Source organism: Myxococcales bacterium (assembly GCA_023898405.1).
GTDB lineage: Bacteria > Myxococcota > UBA727 > UBA727 > JABDBI01.
The window spans coordinates 57,746-78,320 of record CP060221.1 but is presented as its reverse complement, the minus strand read 5'-3'; the positions used below and the strand labels follow the sequence as shown (position 1 = coordinate 78,320).

The following is a 20,575-nucleotide window of genomic DNA, read 5'->3' as shown; positions in this document are numbered from 1 at the left end:
TCTAGCCTTCCCTAACATTTGGACCTAAAATCTCAATCGGCTACCCAAAAAGTCGACATAATTTCCATTGTGGGCTTTTGGGTCGACCGTAAAAACCAATTACACGACCAAAAGCTATAGGATTGCCTGCACTGGAATAAAGCTTTCGCCTATAAAGCCCTCATTACTGCACTACGGCGGACATTAAGCGGAAGGGTCATTTTTCGTGTCTGGGGAAATTTTAAAGAACATGCTCGTTTGCGGTTTTAATTTTGAGTTAAACATTCTCAAATTTTGGGCAATGGATTGTTGGCGATAGAGATCATATATGGAAAAATTTGTCGGCATGATGGTGAGATCTTGCGTAATGCTGACATCTTCAACTTGCTTGCCTCTATTGATCACCAGCACAGCGCAGGAGCCATCATTCAATCGTTTGCGCCAATATTCTACTTCGCCAATCTTTTGGATCCGGTATCCCTGTTCTGTTGGATCTTGATTGACAGCAATAATCGATGGATTAGTAAGGAGTTTTTTTTCGAACGAGTTCATATTTCTTGGATCATTACCAAGCATGAGTGGCGATGTCATTAAAGACCATAGTGCAAAATGGGTCATTTGCTCGTCTTGAGTCAAGCTTGGATCGCCTACCACGAGCATATCAGCATCATTCCAATAGCCATTACCAGCAAGTGATTGAGCCTTGCTATTTATTTCGGCTACATCCATTACCGAAAGAAACTCGCCTGTAAAATCACTATCAAATACCGCACCGCCAAATATTTTTGGTCGAATATCTTCGCTTGTTCGTCCTGAGGTGGCCAGCTCGCGATACCACTCTTTGGCGCCCATAGCATTAACACTTAGATGCACATTTTTGCCACCATCAATTTCGTCCAAAATGTGCCTCCATTTTTGTACGGTTTCGCGCAATTTATTTGGTGGCCAGTCGCTCGAGTTGTGATAAACACAAGCATCTAGTTTGATGAAATCAACACCCCAAGACACAAGTTGTTTGGCATGCAATTCTTCGACACCATAGCTACCAACCGGATCCATCCCGCAGTCGTGAGTTCCTGGCACGACATGTAATCCAAATTGCAAACCTTTGGTATGGGCTAGGTCGGCAAGAAATTTAATTCCCTTGGGAAATTTATTTTGATCCCATAGAAGTTCGCGATTTTTACCCAATGAAGGTGCTCTCCAACCACCATCGACAACAATATATTTATAACCGGCGGCAACTAAACCAGTATCACTCATAGCATCGATCACTTTTTCAACAATTTTTTCATTGATTTGTTTTTTTCCAAACCAATTCCAACTATTCCAGCCCATTAGAGGGCTTACAGGACGATTGGATTTGTTTCGCGGTTTCAAGATACTCATGAATGGTGACGGCGATAAAAGTCGATAGTTAGGTCTCGAACTAAAATTACTATTTTGCACAAGAAACAAATTTTTATGGTCAATGCCCAATTCATAATTCATCGGACGATAGATAACTTCCTTAGCAGGACTATCCATCACTTTCCAATTATCTTCACGGAAAGAATAGTAAGCATGATGCCAATTGTATTTTTCAAAAATGCTGACGATATCTTTCATATAATCAACAGCGCCTGGAACATCACGATGGATACCAAATTCACCGACAAAAATTCTATTGGGATTTACGCGATTTCTTATCCGCCATTCTTCAATCTGTTTAAGTTCTTTTTCTAATTTATTTTTATCCCAGTTGTCTCCATAGTTTTTTTTAACTCTATAAGGAACAAAGCCAGGATATTTTGCTAACACGCGTTTAAAGGTAAGCCTAAAGGGCGCATACATATGAAATGAATAAATTATTTTTTCATCATCAATGGGCGTGATTATGGAAAGACCTGTGTACCATGCGTCTTCTCCCACATCTAATATGATAGGAATATTCGCTGACCAGTGTCGTATGCGTTCCACCAGTCGGCGATAAAATAAATTGATGTCTTGAGGGGTGCCTTTAACACTCTCGTACCATTTGGCATATGCTTTAGTGGATTCGCCATCATATTTTATGGGGCCTGCTTCTGGTTTGGGTTCGTTCAATGGGTTGATACCGGCTAGAGCTGGGTGATTTCTGATATGCGGCATCAAGTCATCGAAAAAACTCACAGCGGTATCTTGTGCTTTAAAGTCTTCCCAGATTTTTCGTTCTTGCACTTGATTTCGCGTATGCTGCCGCCATCTTCGATTAGGGATATTTAAAAAGACCAACACTACTTTGACTCTTTCCTCGGCAGCAATATCAAGCACTTTAATGAGTGTCGAAAGATCAGGTTTGTAAATTCCCTTATAAGAATTCATCGGACCTATGAGAAAGTCGCCATCTTGTGCATTTTTTGCCGCGCTTTTCCATTTCGAAGGCGTCATCCTTACAAAATCTAGATTCATCCGTCTTATGGCTTTGAATTTTTCGCGGATAGTTGTTAAATCGAATGGCTCATTTTTATCGAACAGATTGGTGCCACGTCGTTGCTTTTGGAAGAAAAATTCATTGGTTGTAGCTTGAGAGTGATTGAGAGCTGTTTTTATCTCACTTGGCTTGATGTTTAAGTTTAATGAACTTTTTACGCACGAAAGATCTAAGACCGTTAAAATCACCGCCAAAATGATGGTCGGATTTTTATTGACAAGTAGGTTTTTAACCATGGTAATCGCGCTATACAATTTTTACCTCCATTTTGCTTTTCCGTATCCAAAAAAGATTCAGGCTGTTGCTGCGAAGAGTTTCGAGATCAAAATTATCGCATTTATCATCGCGCACCCGATGAGTCTGATCGTTGACAGAGTTAGGTAATACAAAAGCCTTTTTTTGAAAATGCCTACCTACCCAAGCCGGTCGTGTCCCAAATTTGTTGAACTAAATTCTACGGTCCGTCCGTTAACAAATTGAGTTTTTTCGAGAACAAGATTTGAGAGGCAGGTCGTGACTGTATACTTACCGCTGGAATGTCCTCGTTGCAAAGACACCGAATCAGTCGTTAAATTTGGCAAGACAAGCAACAATAAGCAACGCTATTCCTATCAAAATGAAGCTTGCGATAGTAAACCTTCATAGTGAGCTATAACAATAAGGGCTGGCTGTCAGAGATAAAGGAAAAGATAGTCGATATGGCGATGAATGGCTCTGGCATGCCATAGCTCATGAGACTGGCGAAGTCCTAGCTTACGTTATTGGTAAGCACCATGACGACGCATTGCTGAAACTAAAGCAGCTCTTAAAGCCATTCGGGATAGAGCACTATTTCTCAGATGGTTGGGGAAGATACGATAGGCATATTCCGTCGAGAAGTCTTTCCATGGGGAAAGAAAATACCCAAAAGATCGAGCGAAAGCATTTGACTCTACGAACAAGATTAAAACGGCTGGTGCGAAAAACTATTTGCTTTTCTAAGTCTGAGACTATGCACGATATCGTGCTTGGATTGTTCATTAACAAATATGAATTTGGGCTCGAAATTTAGGTTTCAACAAATTTGGGACACGACCCACAAAATCAGGATTTTTTGCAACACTACCCATTTTTGAGATGAGAGCTAGGTTAAAGAATACCAAGCACCACGCCCACTGCCATGCAAAGTTACATGGCGCTTTTCAACTAATTTTCTAAAATGTTCCTTAAGAGTATTACGACTCGCTCCCGTGAGTTGGACCATATCACCAATTGTTACACGACCATGTTCTCGTGCGTGCTCTAAAATTTGCAGAGATAGCTCAGGCAAAACTGATAGTATAATTTTCTCTCTCTCTACTTTTTTAGCCAATCTTTTCATTTGCTGAGATAATGAACGCAAAAAAAATAATATCCATGGTTGCCAATTAGGCTTACCTGTACGAATAGTTCCTTGGGTTTGACGCAAAGCAAGGTAATAACCTTCTTTGCTCTGCTCAATCACGCTTTCTAATGAACTATAAGGAACATAGTGATAACCAACTTGCAACAATAACAGCGTAGTTAAAATTCTACTTAATCTACCGTTACCATCTTGAAATGGGTGTATTTCTAAAAATACAACTACAAAAATAGCAATAACCAAAAGAGGATGAAGACTTTTGTTGTTCAATGTTTCATTTACAAAAGTCACTATTTCTGTCATTAACTTAGGCGTATCGAAGGGACTTGCAGTCTCAAAGACAATTCCTATCTGCCTACCTCCTTCGTTGAATGCAGCAACACTGTTGCTATTTTTTTTATATTCGCCGCGATGATAATCATCCTTAGAACTATATTTTAATAAATCACGGTGCAGTTGTTTAATATGGTTTTCATTAAAGTTAATATCTGCAAAAGACCTGAATACCAGTTCCATGACCTCTGCATAACCAAAAACTTCCTGTTCATCACGAGTTTCAAATGTTTTTATTTGGAGATTTAAAAGTAATTTTTCAATCTCTTTATCGGTTAACTTGCTCCCCTCAATGCGGGTTGAAGAACCTATACTTTCAATGGTAGCAACACGGCGTAAAGCAGATAAGCGTTCCGGAGCAAGAGTACCTAAAGCTCTCCAAGCACCTTTAAATTCATCAATTTCAGCTACTAGTGAAAGAATTTCTTGAGTTATTCTTAATGTTTCTATCCTAATCATACCCAATAGTTCACCCAAATACACCCATTTGTCAACCCCAATACTACATCCATTTTCACTCATTTATTCCTTGTTCCCCACAAAAGGCAGCGCTGCAAGCAATGGCAGAGTACAAAGAGGCCCTTCAATAGGTTAACTTACATTTCAAGAATTGGGTCACTCAGTCCAAATTATCTGTTGATGAACTTTAATTGATAGTGAACTTGTATCCATTAAGTGGTAGGGCTGACCTTTGAATAGCATATGCATTGTTTCAATTCCGCAAATTGTATTGACGGCTGTTTTGTAAGAGAAATAGCTCATGCTATGACGTGCTTTCCATTTGAAGTTGAGATAAGGCAGCCGGATATGATGGGTTGCGCTCAACAGTTAAAGCCCGTGGCTCAGGACTCCTGCCTAACCTTGATAACTTGCCTAAAAACAGCTTGGCAGCTTTTGTATCTTGGGAGCATAGCGCTGAACCCAGCGGTAGATTGTTGTATGATCGGCATTTAGGCCACGCTCTTTCATCATCTCTTCTGGGGCACGATAACTGACCCTGTAACAAAGATACCAACGTACGCAAAGAAGGATTGCTTCGCCTTGATAATGCCGCCATTTAAAATCTGATGAAGTGTGTTTTCTCATCCATCAATAGTAGTAAAAATGGAGTTCACTCACAAAATCAGGATTTTTTGCAACACTATCGATTAAATAGCACAATTGAAACCTCTTTTTGATGTGGATATATTGATGATTTTTAATCAGAAAATAATAATAATAGTTCTCCCATTAATAGTTTTCAATTTAACATTTTTTTATTCTTGTTTGCCAGATAGTTTAAACAAAGAAGAAATAATAAATAACGTCACATTATGGAAAAAATACCCATTGAGTGATTTTGGCATAAATATCGGTAACTATGAAAAAAAGACTGTTATTCAAGCACATACAGCGAGCACTTTATTTACTCTCACTGATGACCACATTTATTTTATTTCCAGAAAAAGAAAAGGATCAGATGAATTATATTTTTCTTCCGATGGGCTGGGATTTAAACTAGTAGATTTAACAACAACTTTTGCTAATTTTACTTTGAGGGAGTTAAACCCGCTTAAAGATAATCGAGTTATATTTGACGCAAAAAACAAGGCACGTTTGGTGGGGGAACTGGTTTCGCCTGGAATCGGGTTGGTTCAAAATGGGCAATTGATTCGAAAATGGCAGAATAGCGAATTATGGAACGGAACTAACTCAATAGTAGTAACTTCTGGGCCACAAGACAAAGAGGTCATTGCTTTAAAAAATAGGGACCAGTTTTTTTTCCAATTTAATTCGATGGCTCTTAATGAGAAATGGGATACGAGCATTAAGGATAGCAACGGCCACATGTTGGGCCTAGATACTGAAAAAATGCTGATGTACGTTGCACCTAGAAGAGATGGCATAATATTGGGAAAATATAATGCAACAGAAAGGTCATATGACATATCTGCTATCCCTAAAAACCAACTTTTACCTGGAGGAAGTTCTGACGAGAAATTGCTAGGAGGAGTCAAAAAGTATTCAGCTCATGAGTTGGGTTCAATTTTTGCCTTGTTTGATGATGAGGCAATGCTCTTTGCTTTAAAGTCAGTCGGAATTAGCAAAGATGGCATGCATGAACATATTTGGGATTTAAAAATTCTAAAAGATGGTGCTTTGAATAAAATAACTATCCCTAACAACCCTACCATTTTTAAAGCCGAAAATGGCTCGGTCGTTCAAGTGTTTACAGATAAAGGGGTTTGGTTGCTCAATAGCGATGGCAAGTTGGAAGAAAAAGAAATTATGAATGGAGAAAATTATGCTTTTAGAACTGCCAATGAATTTAGGCAATTGAAAAAAGCCAATCTAAGGCCTTATTCTCTTTTTACTAAATATATTATTTATGAAAAATTATCAGATAAATTTCACCTTATTGTTACTGATAAAGAACTGCACGTTGGGATACGCGACCAAAGCATAAAAATTGGAAAATAAAATACAAAATTCATTCAGCAATGAAATGCTGATATTTAAAACACCCGGTTCCTGGGTAAAACTATGCTCATTTTCAGGCCAATAGCTAATCCGGTCTTAAAGAATCCATGCTAGGCGAGGAATTTGGGCAGAGGGAGCCTTCAAGCGCGACTCTGACAAAGCAGCGTCACACATGAGCACACGCGTGCGCGGGCAAAAACCAACTCGATGGTAGGTTGACAACATGCGCAAAAATTTTTCAGCTATTGCACTTTTGTCATGTGATTTATCCGCACCTGCCGATTTATTGCCAGAAACATTTTCTACGCAAATATAAGAGCGTTCTGGAGCAAACTCGCCATCATCGCCTTTGGCCACGCGAAAGAAAAATCTAACACCGCGTTCGGCTTTTGAAGGTCGTCCGCCAATGCGACCCAGATCGCGTGCAGCCTGAAGACCAGCTTTGATACACTCTCTGCTCATTTCTCGTTCGAGCTCGGCAAATGCTCCAACCATTTGCATCATCATGGGCCCAGCCGGGGTGGTTGTATCAATCGACTCGGTTAGAGAACGAAATCCGCTTCCAGCTTTATCGATGTGCTCCATAATGATAAGCAAATCCTTTAATGAACGAGACAAACGGCGAGTTTCTAAACTACAACCACATCACCTGGGGCTAGTTGGAGACGCTTCTTTGACAGAGGTGGACGCCCATGTACCTTAAAACCCTTTCGAGCCCTGACCTATCATCCGCCTCTATTGCTTCCGACGCATGAAGGTTAAATCCCATAACCGTGTGGTCATCGTTTAATTGTGGGATTGAGGTTTCATGGTCAATTATCCGTAGCAGGGGTTTGCCTGAACTTAACCCAAATACGCTCAGATATCTGATCGATGCTGCATAGCACTTGGCTAAACTATGGTTTACAAGAAAAGTCTGGGGATATTTAATGATGAGCAACGAATGTTGTGTCTTCACCTTCAATGAGCGCTTTGATTAAATAGAACCAGAATTATTCTCACCATGATTCTCTAAAAATAGCTTTAATAGGCTGTAGATATTCTTTTTGAGTATCTTTTTCCAAATTTCTTAGCTGATGAATAAAATCACCAAAAGATATTTTTTTATCGCTTTCATTGAGCATTTCAAAAAGCTTCTCCAAACTTTGACCTGAGTCGGCATCGTTAGAATCAAGGATTAAATGCAGCGTTATGCCTGCCCTTCTTTTTAATCCAGCGGGAGGCCACGCATCAATAACCAAGCTAAAGAATGACAATGAGGGGCTATCTTCATGAATGGCTATTTTTGCCATGTTTAGTGGAGAAAGTGGCAATCGTCCGGCTGGAACCTGATGAGTATGCACGGGAAAGGGCACTAATTGATGCTCAACAAGCCCGCCAGGAATGGCTTTTAACGTGCTGGGTGCGTCGTAAATTCCAAACAAAAGATTCCGATTGGCAAGATCTCCTCGCAATTCTTCATCTTTTGGAGCATCTGGACTCAGCCAACCATGGGCCTTAAGACGGGTAAATTTTTCACCCGTTCGCGCATCTTTTTCTAGCAACGAACCATTTGCCTGCACGTTAAGACAAAATGTTATGAATTCCTTCTCAACTCTATACTCCTTAATAGCTTCTAAAATAATGGAAGGTATTCGCGCAGTCATCTCATAAGGAAAACAGGCCATAAGTAGGGGGACACTCGCTATAGGAGCGGTGTTGTAGTCGGCCAGAAATGGCGTTGTAGCAGTAGTGGTATCAGCCAATTTAGAAAGACATTTATCAGCAAAACAGAGCGTACCTTCTGGCCCTTCAAGGTGGCTTTTTCTAAGAAGGAAGTCTTTTAACAAAGAAGCATAGCCATTTTTTGCCCTTTCCTGCTCACGGTCAACTACGCAACTGAATTGGCATAGTATAAAAAAGACTATAAGTATTTTTGACACAAGATATCCCTTACTCCGAACACAGTTTATAAGCACCATAAAAGCCTTTTTTTGATTTAGCCAATGTACAGCCTATAAGTAATATAAACCACTTTTTTTGAAAAACCCCACCTACCCTTCCCTAACATTTGGAGCCAAAACAGCAATTGTTTGCTCAAAAAAGTGACATAGTCTTTTATGCGTTCTTGGACCTACGAAAAACCAAGCGCAAAGACAAAAACTATATTGATTACCTGTGTTGGAATAAGGCTACAGCCCATAAAGCCCTTATTACTGTACTACGGTACAGCCAAACTTTTGAAAGCTACACACAAAAACAAAATATTTATGTGCTGATTGCCGAACATCCAGTTGGTTCGATCAAAAATCAAAGTTACAGGCTTCTTATCAAGGCCCATGATCTTTAGATTTAATCGAGCGATGTCTTCCTTAGGCAAAGAGAGTTTAGACAAAAGTCTTTGCAAACGCCTAAATGAGGAATCGGATTTGGCCTTACCACCAAAGTGCCTGGCTATTTTAGACAACTGGACACTGTGCGACCACCAAGGAGTGCTGCAATCATTAAAGATGCCGCCTTGACTTTGGCAAGGTTAAGTTTAAGGTTTTGGCGAAAGATATGCGTAATTTTTTTTGCCATAAATCCATAAGGATTAAAAAAGTAATAAACATCCTTCGCTGTTTTTACGGCCTCAGAATCAGGCTAGGAAATATTTATCGTATAGTCTATTGTGACGCTAGTATCAATGAAGTATTCAACATAAATACAATAGGAGTAAGGATTATGAAATATATTTTATTAAGTATGATGATTTTAGGAGGGTGTGGACCATTAAAGGAACCGCATGAAATTAAAAAGTTTCCTCAAAATAAACCAGTAAGCGTCTCTCCTCAAGATGAACAAACAATTCGTGGTCTGGAGGGTGAAATAGCAAGTATTGATCTTAATAATGTAGTAGAGGGCTTTTGCGGTAAAAAAGCATACTGTGTAGCACGAGATAAGGCATATTTTAATACACATAAAAAACGCGATCAGCTTAACCAAAGAACACTTCTGGGCCTTCTTAAAGCTGTTGAATATGGAATAAACAGTGAAATACTTGTAAAAGCCGTTAGAGATGCAAAAAAAGCTAGTAAGCGTAAAGATGTGAGTCAGATGGATTATCATAAAGGTAGGATCTCGCCAGAGGGCATGACATTGCTGATATGTATGACAACAAATACATCTGTGCCTACTGGTTCAGGCTTTTTTTATGACAATCATTGTTTTTTATCTAACTATAATACCAATCCCAGAAATTAACTGAGCCTTTAATTTCTGAACACCCGCAGCAAGGCGAGGACAAGAAGGGTTCCCGATAATGGAAAATTAGGGACAGACCCTAAAAAAAACCTCAGGGCAACCCTCATGATTGATCACATCTTTTTGTTGACAAAGTCGTTTAAGCATTTTCAAGTTTAATTTGATGTGATCAAGTTTTTCAATGAATCATATAAGAACAGAATTTATAGAATCAAATCTTGGTGATAAGCGCTTAACTAAGCGCCTTTTATCAATTGTTAGCTCGGTTATTGAAAGTCCAGAGAAATCTTTTCCTGAGGCATTTGGGAGTTCGGCAGAATTAGAGGGGTTCTATCGGTTTGTGGAAAATCCTTACATAGAAATAAAAGACATTTTAGAACCGCACAAACAAGCTACTTTAAAGCGTATGTGCAATAAGAATAATGATATTATTATTGCGCATGATTCGAGTGAGTTTGTATTTTCAGGAAAGAGACGAGACCTTGGAACAACCTCACTAGGTAAAAGTGCAAGCTTCTTTGGTCATTTCAGTTTAGCTATTTCTGCGTCAGATAGAGAACCATTAGGTACATTGGGGTTGCATTGTTTTAAGCGCGGTGAAAAAATCAGTCCTTATGCACTCAGAAAAAAAGGGATTCTTACACAGACTCAGTCTCGTCGCCTGCCATCGGAAAAACAAAGATGGAATGACGCAATCGATAGCATTTCTAAACTCAGCGAAAGCGCTAAAAATGCAATCCACGTATGCGATAGTGAAACAGATAGTTATGCTTTGCTTGCTGATTTATCGAACAAAGAACATCGATTTATTGTTAGGGGCTGCTATGACCGCGCCCTTGTAAACGGCAAGCATTTACGCGAGGAATTTGCAGAAGAAAGCAGATTGTTTTCTAAAGAAATACATCTTTCTAGAAGAAATAAAAAATCCGGCGGGGCTAATAATAAAAGGCTTGTTAAAAGAGATGCCCGCAATACGATAGTAGATATTAAAGCAAAACAAATTACATTAAAAAGATCAAACTGTGTAGATAAAAAATATGCATTATCTTTAGATATAAATGCTGTTCTTATTCTAGAGCGAAATCCGCCTAAAGATGAAAAGCCTATTGAATGGATTTTACTCACTCAAGAACCAATCGCTTCGCGCCAAGATATCGAAAAGATTATCGAATGCTATTGCTCACGTTGGGTCATAGAAGAATACTTTAAAGTCCTTAAAACTGGATGCTCATATGAAAAAAGACAGTTAGAAAGCTTTCACAGCCTGAAAAATTGTTTGGGAGTCTTTATACCAATAGCCTGGTTTCTCCTGCGGCTACGCAATAAAGCAAATGAAGCAAATAGCTCACCAGAACTTTATATACCGCCTCCATTATTAGCTATGCTGCAAAATTATACCGCGGAATCATTGCTTACTGTCGATGAAGTTTTAAGGCAAATAGCAAGGTTGGGAGGACACATTAAATATAACGGTCCTCCTGGATGGCTAGTCTTATGGCGAGGGCTTAGAGAACTTTATGCTATGTATAAAGGTTACCAAATCGCCGAATCTATCTTGTCAACAAAAAGATGTGATCAATCATGAGAGCAAAACTCAGGTTAAGAAACAACTTGCTGTCACTCGAACTATATTTTTAAACCAGAAGTCATTTTACAAAATCATGCTTTAAGCAAAAAAAAACGCCATAAAGGCGTGGTGGCGAAGGGGGGACTCGAACCCCCGACCTACGGATTATGAGACCGTCGCTCTAACCTGCTGAGCTACCTCGCCAAAGGCATAAAGCCTATTGAGCTACATTCTCAATAACAGCTTTTTCACCTTTTTCAACTAGTTCAATGACAGAAAGTGGTGCACAATCACCTTTTCTGAAACGAGATTTCACGACGCGGGTATAACCACCTGCTCTCTCGGCATTGCGCTTAGCAACATCATCAAAAAGTTTTTTCAAAATTTCAGCATCATGAATTTTTTTGGCAGCCATTCTGCGGGAATTGAGGTCACCTTTTTTTCCTAAGGAAATTAATTTTTCAGTGTAACCGCGCAGCTCTTTGGCTTTAGCATCTGTTGTTTCAATCCGCTCATGTCTCAACAAAGCGATCGCCATATTTCTAAAGAGAGCTTTGCGATGGCCTTGGTTACGGTTTAATTTTCTACCATGTTTTAAATGTCGCATTTTCTAATTCCTACGATTCAATAATCTAGTGGTTATCTTCGTCTTTATCATCTACTTTAGCAGGCGAAGACGGCAAAATTGTCTTCTTAGGAGGCCAACTGTCTAGTTTCATTCCCAATGAAAGACCCATTTCTGTTAGGATTTCCTTAATTTCTTTCAGGCTCTTACGGCCAAAATTCTTGGTCTTAAGCATTTCACTCTCAGTTCGTTGAACTAGATCGCCTATTCGCTTAATTTCAGCATTTGCCAAGCAATTGGCAGACCTTACCGAAAGTTCAAGTTCATCAACAGAGCGTAACAAGTTATCATTAAATCTCTCAGAGTGCTCTTCTGCTTCAGGTACAGTAGGTTCAACATCTTCTGGAATATTGATCAAAATAGAAAGTTGTTCTTTCAGGATTTTAGATGCAATTCCTACCGCATCCTCAGGTTTTACCCCTCCATTAGTCCAAACTTCCAGAACCAAACGATCATAGTCAGTTTGTCTTCCTACCCGAGCGTTAGTAACGTTGTAGTTAACTTTGCGGATCGGAGAAAACAAAGCATCAATTTGTATTGAATCAACCGGTAAATTGCCTTCACGAAACTGGGACGCTGAAACATAGCCTTTTCCGGTACCGATTACAAATTCAGCTTTAAATACACCGCCGTCGCTCACCGTACAAATATGCTTATCTGGATTAAGAACCTTCAAAGTTCCATCCGACTGAATATCACCAGCGGTAACTGTGCATGGACCATGCTTTACTACGTTGACAGTCTTTTGATGGCCCTCAAGAAGCTGAAGTTCCACTTCCTTCAGATTGAGTATGATATCGGTACCATCCTCCTTGATATCAGGCAATGCCATAAATTCGTGCTGCGCACCTTCAATGCGCACCGAAGTAATAGCAGCACCCTGCAGGGAAGACAACATTGTTCTACGCAACGCATTACCAAGGGTAACGCCATAACCACGCTCAAGAGGTTCAAGAACAAACTTTCCATACTGTTCATTCAATGAATCACGTTCTACAATTAGGCCCTTCGGGCGAATTAAGCTACGCCAATTCCGATACATTAATCACCTTCGCACAATCTGAGAGATAAAACCCACACAACTAAAACGAAAAAGCTTTACACTCTTCTACGTTTAGGAGGTCGACATCCGTTATGAGGAATAGGGGTCACATCTTTTATTAATGAAATTCTATTAAACTGATTTGATACTGCTCTAAGAGCAGATTCCCGGCCAGCACCAGGACCCTTTATATAAACTTCAACAGCCCTCATGCCATGCTCTTTAGCTTTGCGACATGCTTCTTCAGTAGCAATTTGTGCCGCAAAAGGAGTGCTCTTTTTGGAACCTCTGAAACCTTTTGCTCCAGAAGTAGACCAAGAAACCGCGTTACCCTGAGGATCTGTTACGGTAATAATCGAATTATTGAAGGTAGTGTAGATATGAACAACACCTTGACTGATATTTTTCTTTACCTTCTTTTTTCCCTTCGGAAGTGCCATTTTTTTTACCTTAAATTATAACAACAAAAAATTAAACAAACTAGGCCCTGCTCTTCTTACGGCTTCGTGTCCGTGCATTAGAGTGAGTTCTTTGTCCTCTTACTGGTAGGCCCTTTCTGTGCCTCAACCCACGATAACAACCTAAGTCCATAAGCCGCTTAATATTCATCGAAATTTGCCGTCTCAAATCACCTTCGACCTGATAACTTTGTTCGATGACATCGCGAATTCGTGCTACGTCATCTTCACTTAGCGCATCAGTTCTCAAGTCACTGTTAACTTTAGCTTTCTCTAAAATTTGCCCTGCAGCAAAAGGACCAATACCATAAATATAGGTAAGCGCAGTCCCCATTTTCTTATTTCTGGGAAGATCAACACCTGCAATACGCGCCACTTCTTTACTCCACTACAATTTGAACAAAAAAATATTTGATCATCTGACTATCAGGTCAAATAATCGACAAAATCTAACCTTGTCTTTGTTTGTGTCTGACATTGTCACAAATAACTCTAACGACACGTTTACGACGAATTACTTTACACTTTTCACAAATCTTCTTCACAGAAGCTCTTACTTTCATAACGTTTTGCCTTTTTTCCGAAATAAAAAACAAACCTAAAATTCAAACACCCAGCCTTGCTAGCAGCAAAAAATCCACTTGACAAGTACCAGACAGCCATACTTCATCTAAAGTTACTCCTCATCGGAAAACCCTAGAGCCCCCAAAATTCTTTGAAAAACTTCCTTAGGCTGACCCGCACCTTCAACTGAGCGAAATCGGCCAATTTCTTGGTAAAATCCCAATACCGGAGCTAGATTGGATTCAAATAAATTAAGCCTTTTCTCAATTGCAGCCGACCTATCATCTTCGCGTTGAAACAACTTCCCATGCCCTGCTGTGCAAACCAGATCACTATTAAGAAAATCAATATGATATGTTGCCTTACACACAGGACAAACTCGACGCCCAGAAAGGCGTCGCACAATTTCATCGCGTTCTACTTTAATTTCAATCAAAAAATCGATCGCAAACGCCGATTCCTGCAAGGATTTTGCCTGACTTAAAGTACGAGGAAAACCATCAAGTAAAAAACCATCTTCACAATCGCTCTGTCCAAGTCGAGCAAAAGTCATCTCAGTAACAAGCTCGTCAGAAACGAGTTCACCAGAGTCTAAAATAGCTTTTATCTTTTTAGAAAGATCTGATTGACCAGTCTGCAATGCACGAAACATATCACCAGTACTGATATGAGGCACCGACAAAAAGGAGGTCAGCAACTCAGCTTGTGTACCCTTACCAGCACCTGGAACACCAAATAGGCTTAGTTTAATAGCTTTTTTCATATCAGTACCACAGATCCTAATGTGCCTTAGCATACCAGAATTATTTAAGCTCTCGCTGTATTAGATGATTCTGCGCTTCTCGCCTTAATCTTGACTTCTGATCTACCGGAAAAGCCTTCATATTCTTTAGCAATAAAATGGCCTTCAATTTGCTGAACAGTATCAAGAGCAACACTAACTACGATTAGCAAGCCTGTCCCACCAAAATAAAACGGAACCTGATTGGAAGTAAGCGATTGTATTGTCACGGGCAACACACAAACAGCAGACAGGTAAAGAGCTCCGCCAAAAGTAATCCTGTTGAGAACAAAATCAATATAATCCGCTGTGGACTTCCCAGGACGCACACCTGGGATAAACCCTCCGAAACGACGAAGGTTATCAGCCACATCTACCGGATTAAATTGAACAGAAGTATAAAAGAACGCAAAAAACAATATCATCAAAACAAACAGACACTGATACATCCAACTTCCAGGATGCAAAGCATTTTGAACTGATTGAATCCAATCAGCATGAATTAAACTAGCCAATGTAGCTGGAAATAAAAGAATAGTAGATGCAAAAATAGGAGGCACAACACCAGCAACGTTTATTTTTAAAGGCAGGTGGGTAGATTGACCACCATATTGTTTGTTACCAACAATACGTTTGGCATATTGCACAGGGATTCTTCTTTGTGCTTTCTCGATGAAAACGATTCCGGCTAATACTAAAAGCATTACGACGACTAAAACGATAATCTCAGATGGCTTGTATGTACCATTTTGTAGCCCCATAACAGTAGCCATAATTGCATTAGGCAGTCGCGCAACAATACCGGCAAAAATAATAAGCGAAATCCCGTTACCAATTCCCCGTTCGGTAATTTTTTCACCAAGCCACATGATAAAAGCTGTTCCGGCTGTGAGCGTAAGCACCGTCATAAGAACGAAACCAAAACCACCCCATGCTGTTGCCCAATCAGCATTTACAACGCCTTGTCCATTGTAGGATTGCGATTTGAGATAATTGGCAATCATCACGCCTTGAATACATGAAATTAACACTGTTCCATAACGGGTAAATTGGTTAATCTTTTTCCTGCCCTGCTCACCTTCTTTTTGAAGCCTCTGAACTGTAGGTACAACAACGGCCATCAGAGACATAATAATGGATGAGGTAATGTAAGGCATAATCCCAAGCGCAAAGACACTCGCATTTTCCAAGGCTCCCCCGGAAAAGAAGTTAAAAAGATTAAGAAAGCCACCACCACTTTCCTGACGAGCATTCAAAAGCTCTCTGATTGCCACTCGATCAATCCCTGGTGATGTAACGAAAATACCAACGCGATATACGGCGAGTAACGCCAAAGTATATGCTAAACGTTTTCTTAGTTCGGGAATTTGAAATAACTTGGAAATCTTAGAGAACATAACGTCTCCGCCCCCATAAGAGAAAGCTACTCATACAAGTAGCTGTGTATGACAACATCCTACGCTAAAACGATTAGGCTAGGATCTCAATCTTTCCACCAGAAAGTTCTATTTTTTTTCTGGCAGAGTCCGAGATTCCATGTACATGAAGTTGAAAACCACTTTTAGGTTCCCCTACTCCTAAAACTTTAACTCGGCTCTGAGCATTACGTAAGAGTCCTGCTGCAATGAGAGCTACGGGATCTATTTTCGAGTTGGCCTCAAAACGCTCCGCCAGAAGAGCCAAATTGACAATCTCATTTTTAGTTGCGCAGGATGTAAAACCTTTCTTTGGTAATCTTCTGGCCAGTGGATTTTGCCCACCCTCAAAACCAATTCTCACATTACCGCTTTTACGCGCCTTTTGCCCCTTGTGACCGCGACCAGAAGTCTTTCCATGGCCACTCGACTCACCTCTGCCTAAACGTTTGGGCGATTTCCTCGCTCCAATAGGAGCTACAAGATTGTGCAGACCCAAAAAATTTTCTTTTGTTTCCATAACCTATAATCCTAACTATTTGAATCTTCAATATTTACTTGGACTAAATGCTGAACCTTTGTAACCATACCTCTAATCGCTGAGGTATCAGCCAGGATAACTTCACGATTTATTTTTCCAAGTCCGAGTCCTTTAATGGTTAAACGTTGACTCTTGCACCTACCAATAGTGCTTCTTATTTGCTTAATTTTTAATTTCCTCATCTTATTACTCCGCAATTTCTCCCTGAGAAATCGTCAAGGCAGTTACGCACGGGCAATGCGTCTAAAATATTCTTCTTTGGAGCGCAAAGCGTCAAGACCTTTTAAAGTAGCTCGAACAACATTATGCGGATTCTTACTGCCAATAGATTTAGTTAAAATATCATGAATCCCTGCTGCTTCTAATACAGCTCTGACAATACCACCAGCAATTACTCCAGTACCCTCTGAAGCAGGACGCAAAAGCACCTTGCCAGCTCCATAGTGCCCCACCACTAGATGTGGAATAGTGCTTCCATCAAGGGAAACGCGTCGGATGCTTTTTTTGGCTTGCTCGGTACCCTTTCTAATAGCCTCCGGTACTTCACCAGCCTTTCCCAATCCAACACCTACTTGGCCTTTTCCGTCGCCAACAACAACAAGAGCACTAAATGAAAACCGTCTACCACCTTTCACTACCTTTGCCACACGGTTTACATTAATAACCTTTTCACTAAATTCGCTCGAGTTTTCATTTTTTTTATTTGTTAATTCCATACCCTTTCTCCGAGTCGCTGCCTTATCTAAATTGTTAACCCTGCACTCCGTATACCATCAGCTACGGCAGCAATCCGTCCAGTATAGCGAAAACCATTTCTATCAAAAACCGCATGTTCAAGCTTGGCTTCTTTTAATTTTTCGCCCAGAGCTTGCCCAACTAGCCTAGCCACATCAATCTTTTTTAATCCCTTGGTTCTTTCCTTGATTCCAGCATCCAAAGAACCCGAGCTTGCCAAGGTGATGGCCTGCGTATCATTGATGGCCTGAACATAAACGTGCTTGGCTGTCTTAAACACACTCAGACGAGGTCTCTCAGCTGTTCCACTGATAATCTTTCTGATACGAGCCTTACGACGCAAATGTAGCGCATGTTGTTTATTTTTTTTACCTATAGCTTTTAAATCATACTTCATAATATTTACCAAAGCCTCATTGCTTTAAAAGTCCCCTTCTTACTTACCAGCAGACTTTCCTTCCTTTCTCTTGATAATTTCTTCAGCGTATTTAACCCCTTTCCCACGATATGGTTCGGGTGGGCGAAAACTTCTCACTTTCGCTGCGGTATTTCCCAAGAGTTGCTTATCGATTCCTGTCAAGGTAATTCTTGTACGCTTACCATCAACCACGGCTGTTATTCCTTCAGGAAGAGGGTAAACCACAGGATGAGAGTACCCCAACGACATATGGAGCTCTTTACCTTTCACTTCAGCTCTGTAACCTACACCATTGATATCTAAGTCTCTAGTAAAGCCAACGCTCACTCCGTTGACCATATTAGCAATCTGACTGCGACACAAACCATGAAGACTTCTAGACTCACCATCCTCATCGTTTCTTTGCACTACCACACTTCCGGATTCAACTTTCGCTGTAATCTTGCCTGGCATATCAAAGGCTAGTGTACCCTTAGGCCCTTTTACTTCGACTCTGGAGCTTGCAATCTTAACATCAACCTTCTCAGGAATTGAGATAGGCAATTTTCCTATTCGAGACATTTCTATAAACCCTTACTGCTTATTACCAAACTAAGCACAATACTTCGCCGCCAACGCTTTGTTTACGAGCTTCTACGCCTGTCATAACGCCTTTTGAAGTAGAAATAATGGATAAACCCATTCCACTTCTAACAACGGGAAGATCAGTTGAAGAAGAATAAGCCCTCAATCCTGGTCTTGAAACCCGCTTTAGGCCTTCAATAACGGATTTACCAGTCGAGTCATATCTCAAAGATACGCGCATCATCGACGCTGGTCCCCGTTTTTCGACACTAAATCCTGCTATATAACCTGCGTTTTCGAGTATTTCAGCTATTCGCTTGGACATTTTCGAGCAATTAGTCAAGACTTCTTGTTTTCTTCCCAAAACTCCATTGCGTATACGCGTTAAAAAATCTGCTATTGGGTCATTAACCATAACAATCCCTTCTAATTCCTAAACGGAACTCCTAAGTATTTCAAAAGAATTTTTCCAGCTTTGTCTTCGCCCGCACTTGTAACCATAGTTATATTGAGGCCTCGGACTTTATCTACTTTTTCATATTCAACTTCAGGAAAAATGATCTGCTCTTTGATACCAATGGAACAATTTCCTTTCCCATCGAATTTGCTCTGTATACCGCGAAAATCTCGTACGCGAGGCAGGGCAATATTTACTAAGCGATCAAAAAACTCCCACATTCTTTCGCCGCGCAGAGTGACCATAACACCAATAGGCATATTTTCTCTTAGCTTAAAAGTCGCAATAGATTTTCTCGCTTTAGTCACCACAGGCTTCTGCCCTGAAATAGAACGCAAAGTCTCAACCCCTGACTCCAAGGCTTTAGGGTTCTGGGTTGCTTCACCAAGACCCATATTGAGAACAATCTTTTCCAAGGAAGGAACTTGCATCATATTTACAATGCCAAGCTCTTCTTTTAGTTTAGGAATTATTTCCTTTTTATAAAAATTCTTAATCCGTGGCATAGTGGGCCCAGACATGGTTATCTCCTAACAACAATATAACTTCAAGTAACTGAAAACCTTAGACTTGTTTTCCAGTAGTGTTCTTTCCGCGAGTAACTCTAAGCTTTTGTTTGTCTTTAATTAAATACCCAGTTCTAAACGGTCTATTTTCTTCTTCAGACATCAACATTAGATTAGAAACATGAATAGAAGACAGACGCTCAATAATTCCGCCCTCAGGATGCTTCTTGCTTTTCTCTGGTTTCAAGTGACGCAAGTTTTTAGGGCCACCCTCAAGCACCACACGTTCACTGGCAATATCTACAGATAATACCTTAGCAGTCAATCCCTTGGTCTTACCGCTTATAACCTTTACTAGATCACCTGTTTTAATTTTCATTTTAAAACCCACCTAGAGCACTTCAGGTGCTAACGAAACAATTTTCATAAAATTCTTAGCGCGCAACTCTCGAGCTACTGCCCCGAATATACGTGTACCTATTGGCTCATTATCCTTATTTACTAGAACAGCAGCCGAATTATCGAAACGAATATAGGTACCGTCTGCTCTACCAATTTCTTTTTTGGTTCGTACTATGGTCGCTCTTACGACAGAACCCTTTTGAACTTTAGAACCTGGAGACGCCTCTTTAACGCTTGCTACAATAACATCACCAACGTAGGCATAACGGCGATGAGATCCACCTAATACCTTAATACAACAAATCTTTTTAGCTCCGCTATTATCAGCCACTGCCAAACAAGTCTGCGTTTGAATCATAACTTACTCCAAAACAAAATTTTTTATACCCACTCTATAGCTTACGGGTCTCGACCACTTTAGCTAAACGCCATTTTTTAGTCTTTGAATAGGGGGCTGATTCTTTTATCACAACAACATCCCCTAATTTACATTGATTATTTTCATCATGCGCATGGTATTTCTTTGAACGTTTCATAAATTTCTTATAAGCCGCATGTCTTACAGTATTTGTAACAGTGACCGTGATGGTTTTGTCCATTTTATCACTTGATACAACACCTCGTAATGTTCTACCAATGCCTCTTTTTTTATCCTGACTCATTTTTTAGATCC

Annotated in this window: 25 protein-coding genes, 1 tRNA gene and 2 pseudogenes; 4 read left to right on the top strand and 24 right to left on the bottom strand. The window is 40.1% G+C overall.

Features of this window, described 5'->3' with window-relative positions; translation table 11 throughout:
- Positions 1–183: 183 nt before the first annotated feature.
- Positions 184–2,685: a cellulase family glycosylhydrolase gene (locus H6731_00430; GenBank protein USN50919.1), complete on the bottom strand. Its 2,502-nt coding sequence runs from the start codon at positions 2,683–2,685 to the stop codon at positions 184–186.
- Positions 2,686–2,944: 259 nt separating this feature from the next.
- On the opposite strand from H6731_00430, the pseudogene H6731_00425 reads away from it, so the two are divergent.
- A pseudogene (locus H6731_00425) lies at positions 2,945–3,482 on the top strand (hypothetical protein).
- Positions 3,483–3,554: 72 nt separating this feature from the next.
- On the opposite strand, the gene H6731_00420 reads toward H6731_00425, so the two are convergent.
- The gene (locus H6731_00420) at positions 3,555–4,604 is read right to left on the bottom strand and encodes a Fic family protein (protein USN51895.1); all 1,050 of its coding nucleotides are present in this window, start codon (positions 4,602–4,604) and stop codon (positions 3,555–3,557) included.
- A gap of 170 nt (positions 4,605–4,774) precedes the next feature.
- Positions 4,775–5,231: pseudogene (locus H6731_00415) on the bottom strand (IS6 family transposase).
- A 105-nt stretch (positions 5,232–5,336) separates the two neighbouring features.
- On the opposite strand from H6731_00415, the gene H6731_00410 reads away from it, so the two are divergent.
- Complete coding sequence (locus H6731_00410; GenBank protein USN50918.1) at positions 5,337–6,605, top strand: hypothetical protein; 1,269 nt, start codon at positions 5,337–5,339, stop codon at positions 6,603–6,605.
- 96 nt (positions 6,606–6,701) lie between these two features.
- On the opposite strand, the gene H6731_00405 is transcribed toward H6731_00410, so the two are convergent.
- The 3 genes from H6731_00405 to H6731_00395 form a co-directional block, all read right to left on the bottom strand.
- Positions 6,702–7,190 (bottom strand): recombinase family protein, encoded by a 489-nt coding sequence (locus H6731_00405; protein ID USN51894.1) that lies wholly within the window; start codon positions 7,188–7,190, stop codon positions 6,702–6,704.
- A 413-nt stretch (positions 7,191–7,603) separates the two neighbouring features.
- The gene (locus H6731_00400; protein ID USN50917.1) at positions 7,604–8,527 is read right to left on the bottom strand and encodes a hypothetical protein; all 924 of its coding nucleotides are present in this window, start codon (positions 8,525–8,527) and stop codon (positions 7,604–7,606) included.
- Between the two features lie 278 nt (positions 8,528–8,805).
- Positions 8,806–9,051, bottom strand: coding sequence for a hypothetical protein (locus H6731_00395; protein USN50916.1), 246 nt, complete (start codon positions 9,049–9,051; stop codon positions 8,806–8,808).
- A 257-nt stretch (positions 9,052–9,308) separates the two neighbouring features.
- On the opposite strand from H6731_00395, the gene H6731_00390 reads away from it, so the two are divergent.
- Together H6731_00390 and H6731_00385 are read left to right on the top strand one after the other, a co-directional pair.
- On the top strand, positions 9,309–9,827 hold the full coding sequence (locus H6731_00390) for a hypothetical protein (GenBank protein USN50915.1): 519 nt from the start codon (positions 9,309–9,311) through the stop codon (positions 9,825–9,827).
- Positions 9,828–10,008: 181 nt separating this feature from the next.
- Positions 10,009–11,412 carry an IS4 family transposase gene (locus tag H6731_00385; protein USN50914.1) on the top strand — a complete coding sequence of 468 codons (1,404 nt, stop codon included), beginning with the start codon at positions 10,009–10,011 and terminating at the stop codon, positions 11,410–11,412.
- Between the two features lie 109 nt (positions 11,413–11,521).
- On the opposite strand, the gene H6731_00380 is transcribed toward H6731_00385, so the two are convergent.
- The 18 genes from H6731_00380 to rpsQ all read right to left on the bottom strand — a co-directional run bounded on the left by H6731_00380 (position 11,522) and on the right by rpsQ (position 20,564).
- Positions 11,522–11,598 (bottom strand) — tRNA-Met (locus H6731_00380).
- Positions 11,599–11,611: 13 nt separating this feature from the next.
- The gene (gene rplQ / locus H6731_00375) at positions 11,612–12,001 is read right to left on the bottom strand and encodes a 50S ribosomal protein L17 (protein ID USN50913.1); all 390 of its coding nucleotides are present in this window, start codon (positions 11,999–12,001) and stop codon (positions 11,612–11,614) included.
- A 25-nt stretch (positions 12,002–12,026) separates the two neighbouring features.
- On the bottom strand, positions 12,027–13,061 hold the full coding sequence (locus tag H6731_00370) for a DNA-directed RNA polymerase subunit alpha (GenBank protein ID USN50912.1): 1,035 nt from the start codon (positions 13,059–13,061) through the stop codon (positions 12,027–12,029).
- 56 nt (positions 13,062–13,117) lie between these two features.
- Complete coding sequence (gene rpsK / locus H6731_00365) at positions 13,118–13,501, bottom strand: 30S ribosomal protein S11 (GenBank protein ID USN50911.1); 384 nt, start codon at positions 13,499–13,501, stop codon at positions 13,118–13,120.
- A gap of 40 nt (positions 13,502–13,541) precedes the next feature.
- Entirely contained in the window at positions 13,542–13,895 is a 354-nt protein-coding gene (gene rpsM, locus H6731_00360) for a 30S ribosomal protein S13 (protein ID USN50910.1), read from the bottom strand.
- Positions 13,896–13,968: 73 nt separating this feature from the next.
- The gene (gene rpmJ, locus H6731_00355; GenBank protein USN50909.1) at positions 13,969–14,082 is read right to left on the bottom strand and encodes a 50S ribosomal protein L36; all 114 of its coding nucleotides are present in this window, start codon (positions 14,080–14,082) and stop codon (positions 13,969–13,971) included.
- 113 nt (positions 14,083–14,195) lie between these two features.
- Positions 14,196–14,846, bottom strand: coding sequence for a nucleoside monophosphate kinase (locus H6731_00350; GenBank protein ID USN50908.1), 651 nt, complete (start codon positions 14,844–14,846; stop codon positions 14,196–14,198).
- Between the two features lie 44 nt (positions 14,847–14,890).
- Positions 14,891–16,261, bottom strand: coding sequence for a preprotein translocase subunit SecY (secY, locus tag H6731_00345; GenBank protein USN50907.1), 1,371 nt, complete (start codon positions 16,259–16,261; stop codon positions 14,891–14,893).
- Between the two features lie 73 nt (positions 16,262–16,334).
- Positions 16,335–16,778 carry a 50S ribosomal protein L15 gene (gene rplO, locus H6731_00340; protein USN51893.1) on the bottom strand — a complete coding sequence of 148 codons (444 nt, stop codon included), beginning with the start codon at positions 16,776–16,778 and terminating at the stop codon, positions 16,335–16,337.
- A gap of 32 nt (positions 16,779–16,810) precedes the next feature.
- A complete protein-coding gene (rpmD, locus tag H6731_00335; GenBank protein ID USN50906.1) occupies positions 16,811–17,002 on the bottom strand; it encodes a 50S ribosomal protein L30 in 192 nt (63 codons plus the stop codon).
- A 42-nt stretch (positions 17,003–17,044) separates the two neighbouring features.
- Positions 17,045–17,536 (bottom strand): 30S ribosomal protein S5, encoded by a 492-nt coding sequence (rpsE, locus tag H6731_00330; GenBank protein ID USN50905.1) that lies wholly within the window; start codon positions 17,534–17,536, stop codon positions 17,045–17,047.
- Between the two features lie 26 nt (positions 17,537–17,562).
- Complete coding sequence (locus H6731_00325; GenBank protein ID USN50904.1) at positions 17,563–17,952, bottom strand: 50S ribosomal protein L18; 390 nt, start codon at positions 17,950–17,952, stop codon at positions 17,563–17,565.
- A 39-nt stretch (positions 17,953–17,991) separates the two neighbouring features.
- Positions 17,992–18,534, bottom strand: coding sequence for a 50S ribosomal protein L6 (rplF, locus tag H6731_00320; GenBank protein ID USN50903.1), 543 nt, complete (start codon positions 18,532–18,534; stop codon positions 17,992–17,994).
- Positions 18,535–18,556: 22 nt separating this feature from the next.
- Positions 18,557–18,952 (bottom strand): 30S ribosomal protein S8, encoded by a 396-nt coding sequence (gene rpsH / locus H6731_00315; protein ID USN50902.1) that lies wholly within the window; start codon positions 18,950–18,952, stop codon positions 18,557–18,559.
- Between the two features lie 11 nt (positions 18,953–18,963).
- The gene (rplE, locus tag H6731_00310) at positions 18,964–19,500 is read right to left on the bottom strand and encodes a 50S ribosomal protein L5 (protein USN51892.1); all 537 of its coding nucleotides are present in this window, start codon (positions 19,498–19,500) and stop codon (positions 18,964–18,966) included.
- A gap of 58 nt (positions 19,501–19,558) precedes the next feature.
- Positions 19,559–19,879, bottom strand: coding sequence for a 50S ribosomal protein L24 (gene rplX, locus H6731_00305; protein ID USN50901.1), 321 nt, complete (start codon positions 19,877–19,879; stop codon positions 19,559–19,561).
- 12 nt (positions 19,880–19,891) lie between these two features.
- Positions 19,892–20,260, bottom strand: a complete 369-nt coding sequence (gene rplN / locus H6731_00300; protein USN50900.1) for a 50S ribosomal protein L14 — start codon at positions 20,258–20,260, stop codon at positions 19,892–19,894.
- Between the two features lie 34 nt (positions 20,261–20,294).
- Positions 20,295–20,564 carry a 30S ribosomal protein S17 gene (gene rpsQ, locus H6731_00295; GenBank protein USN50899.1) on the bottom strand — a complete coding sequence of 90 codons (270 nt, stop codon included), beginning with the start codon at positions 20,562–20,564 and terminating at the stop codon, positions 20,295–20,297.
- Between the last annotated feature and the right edge of the window lie 11 nt (positions 20,565–20,575).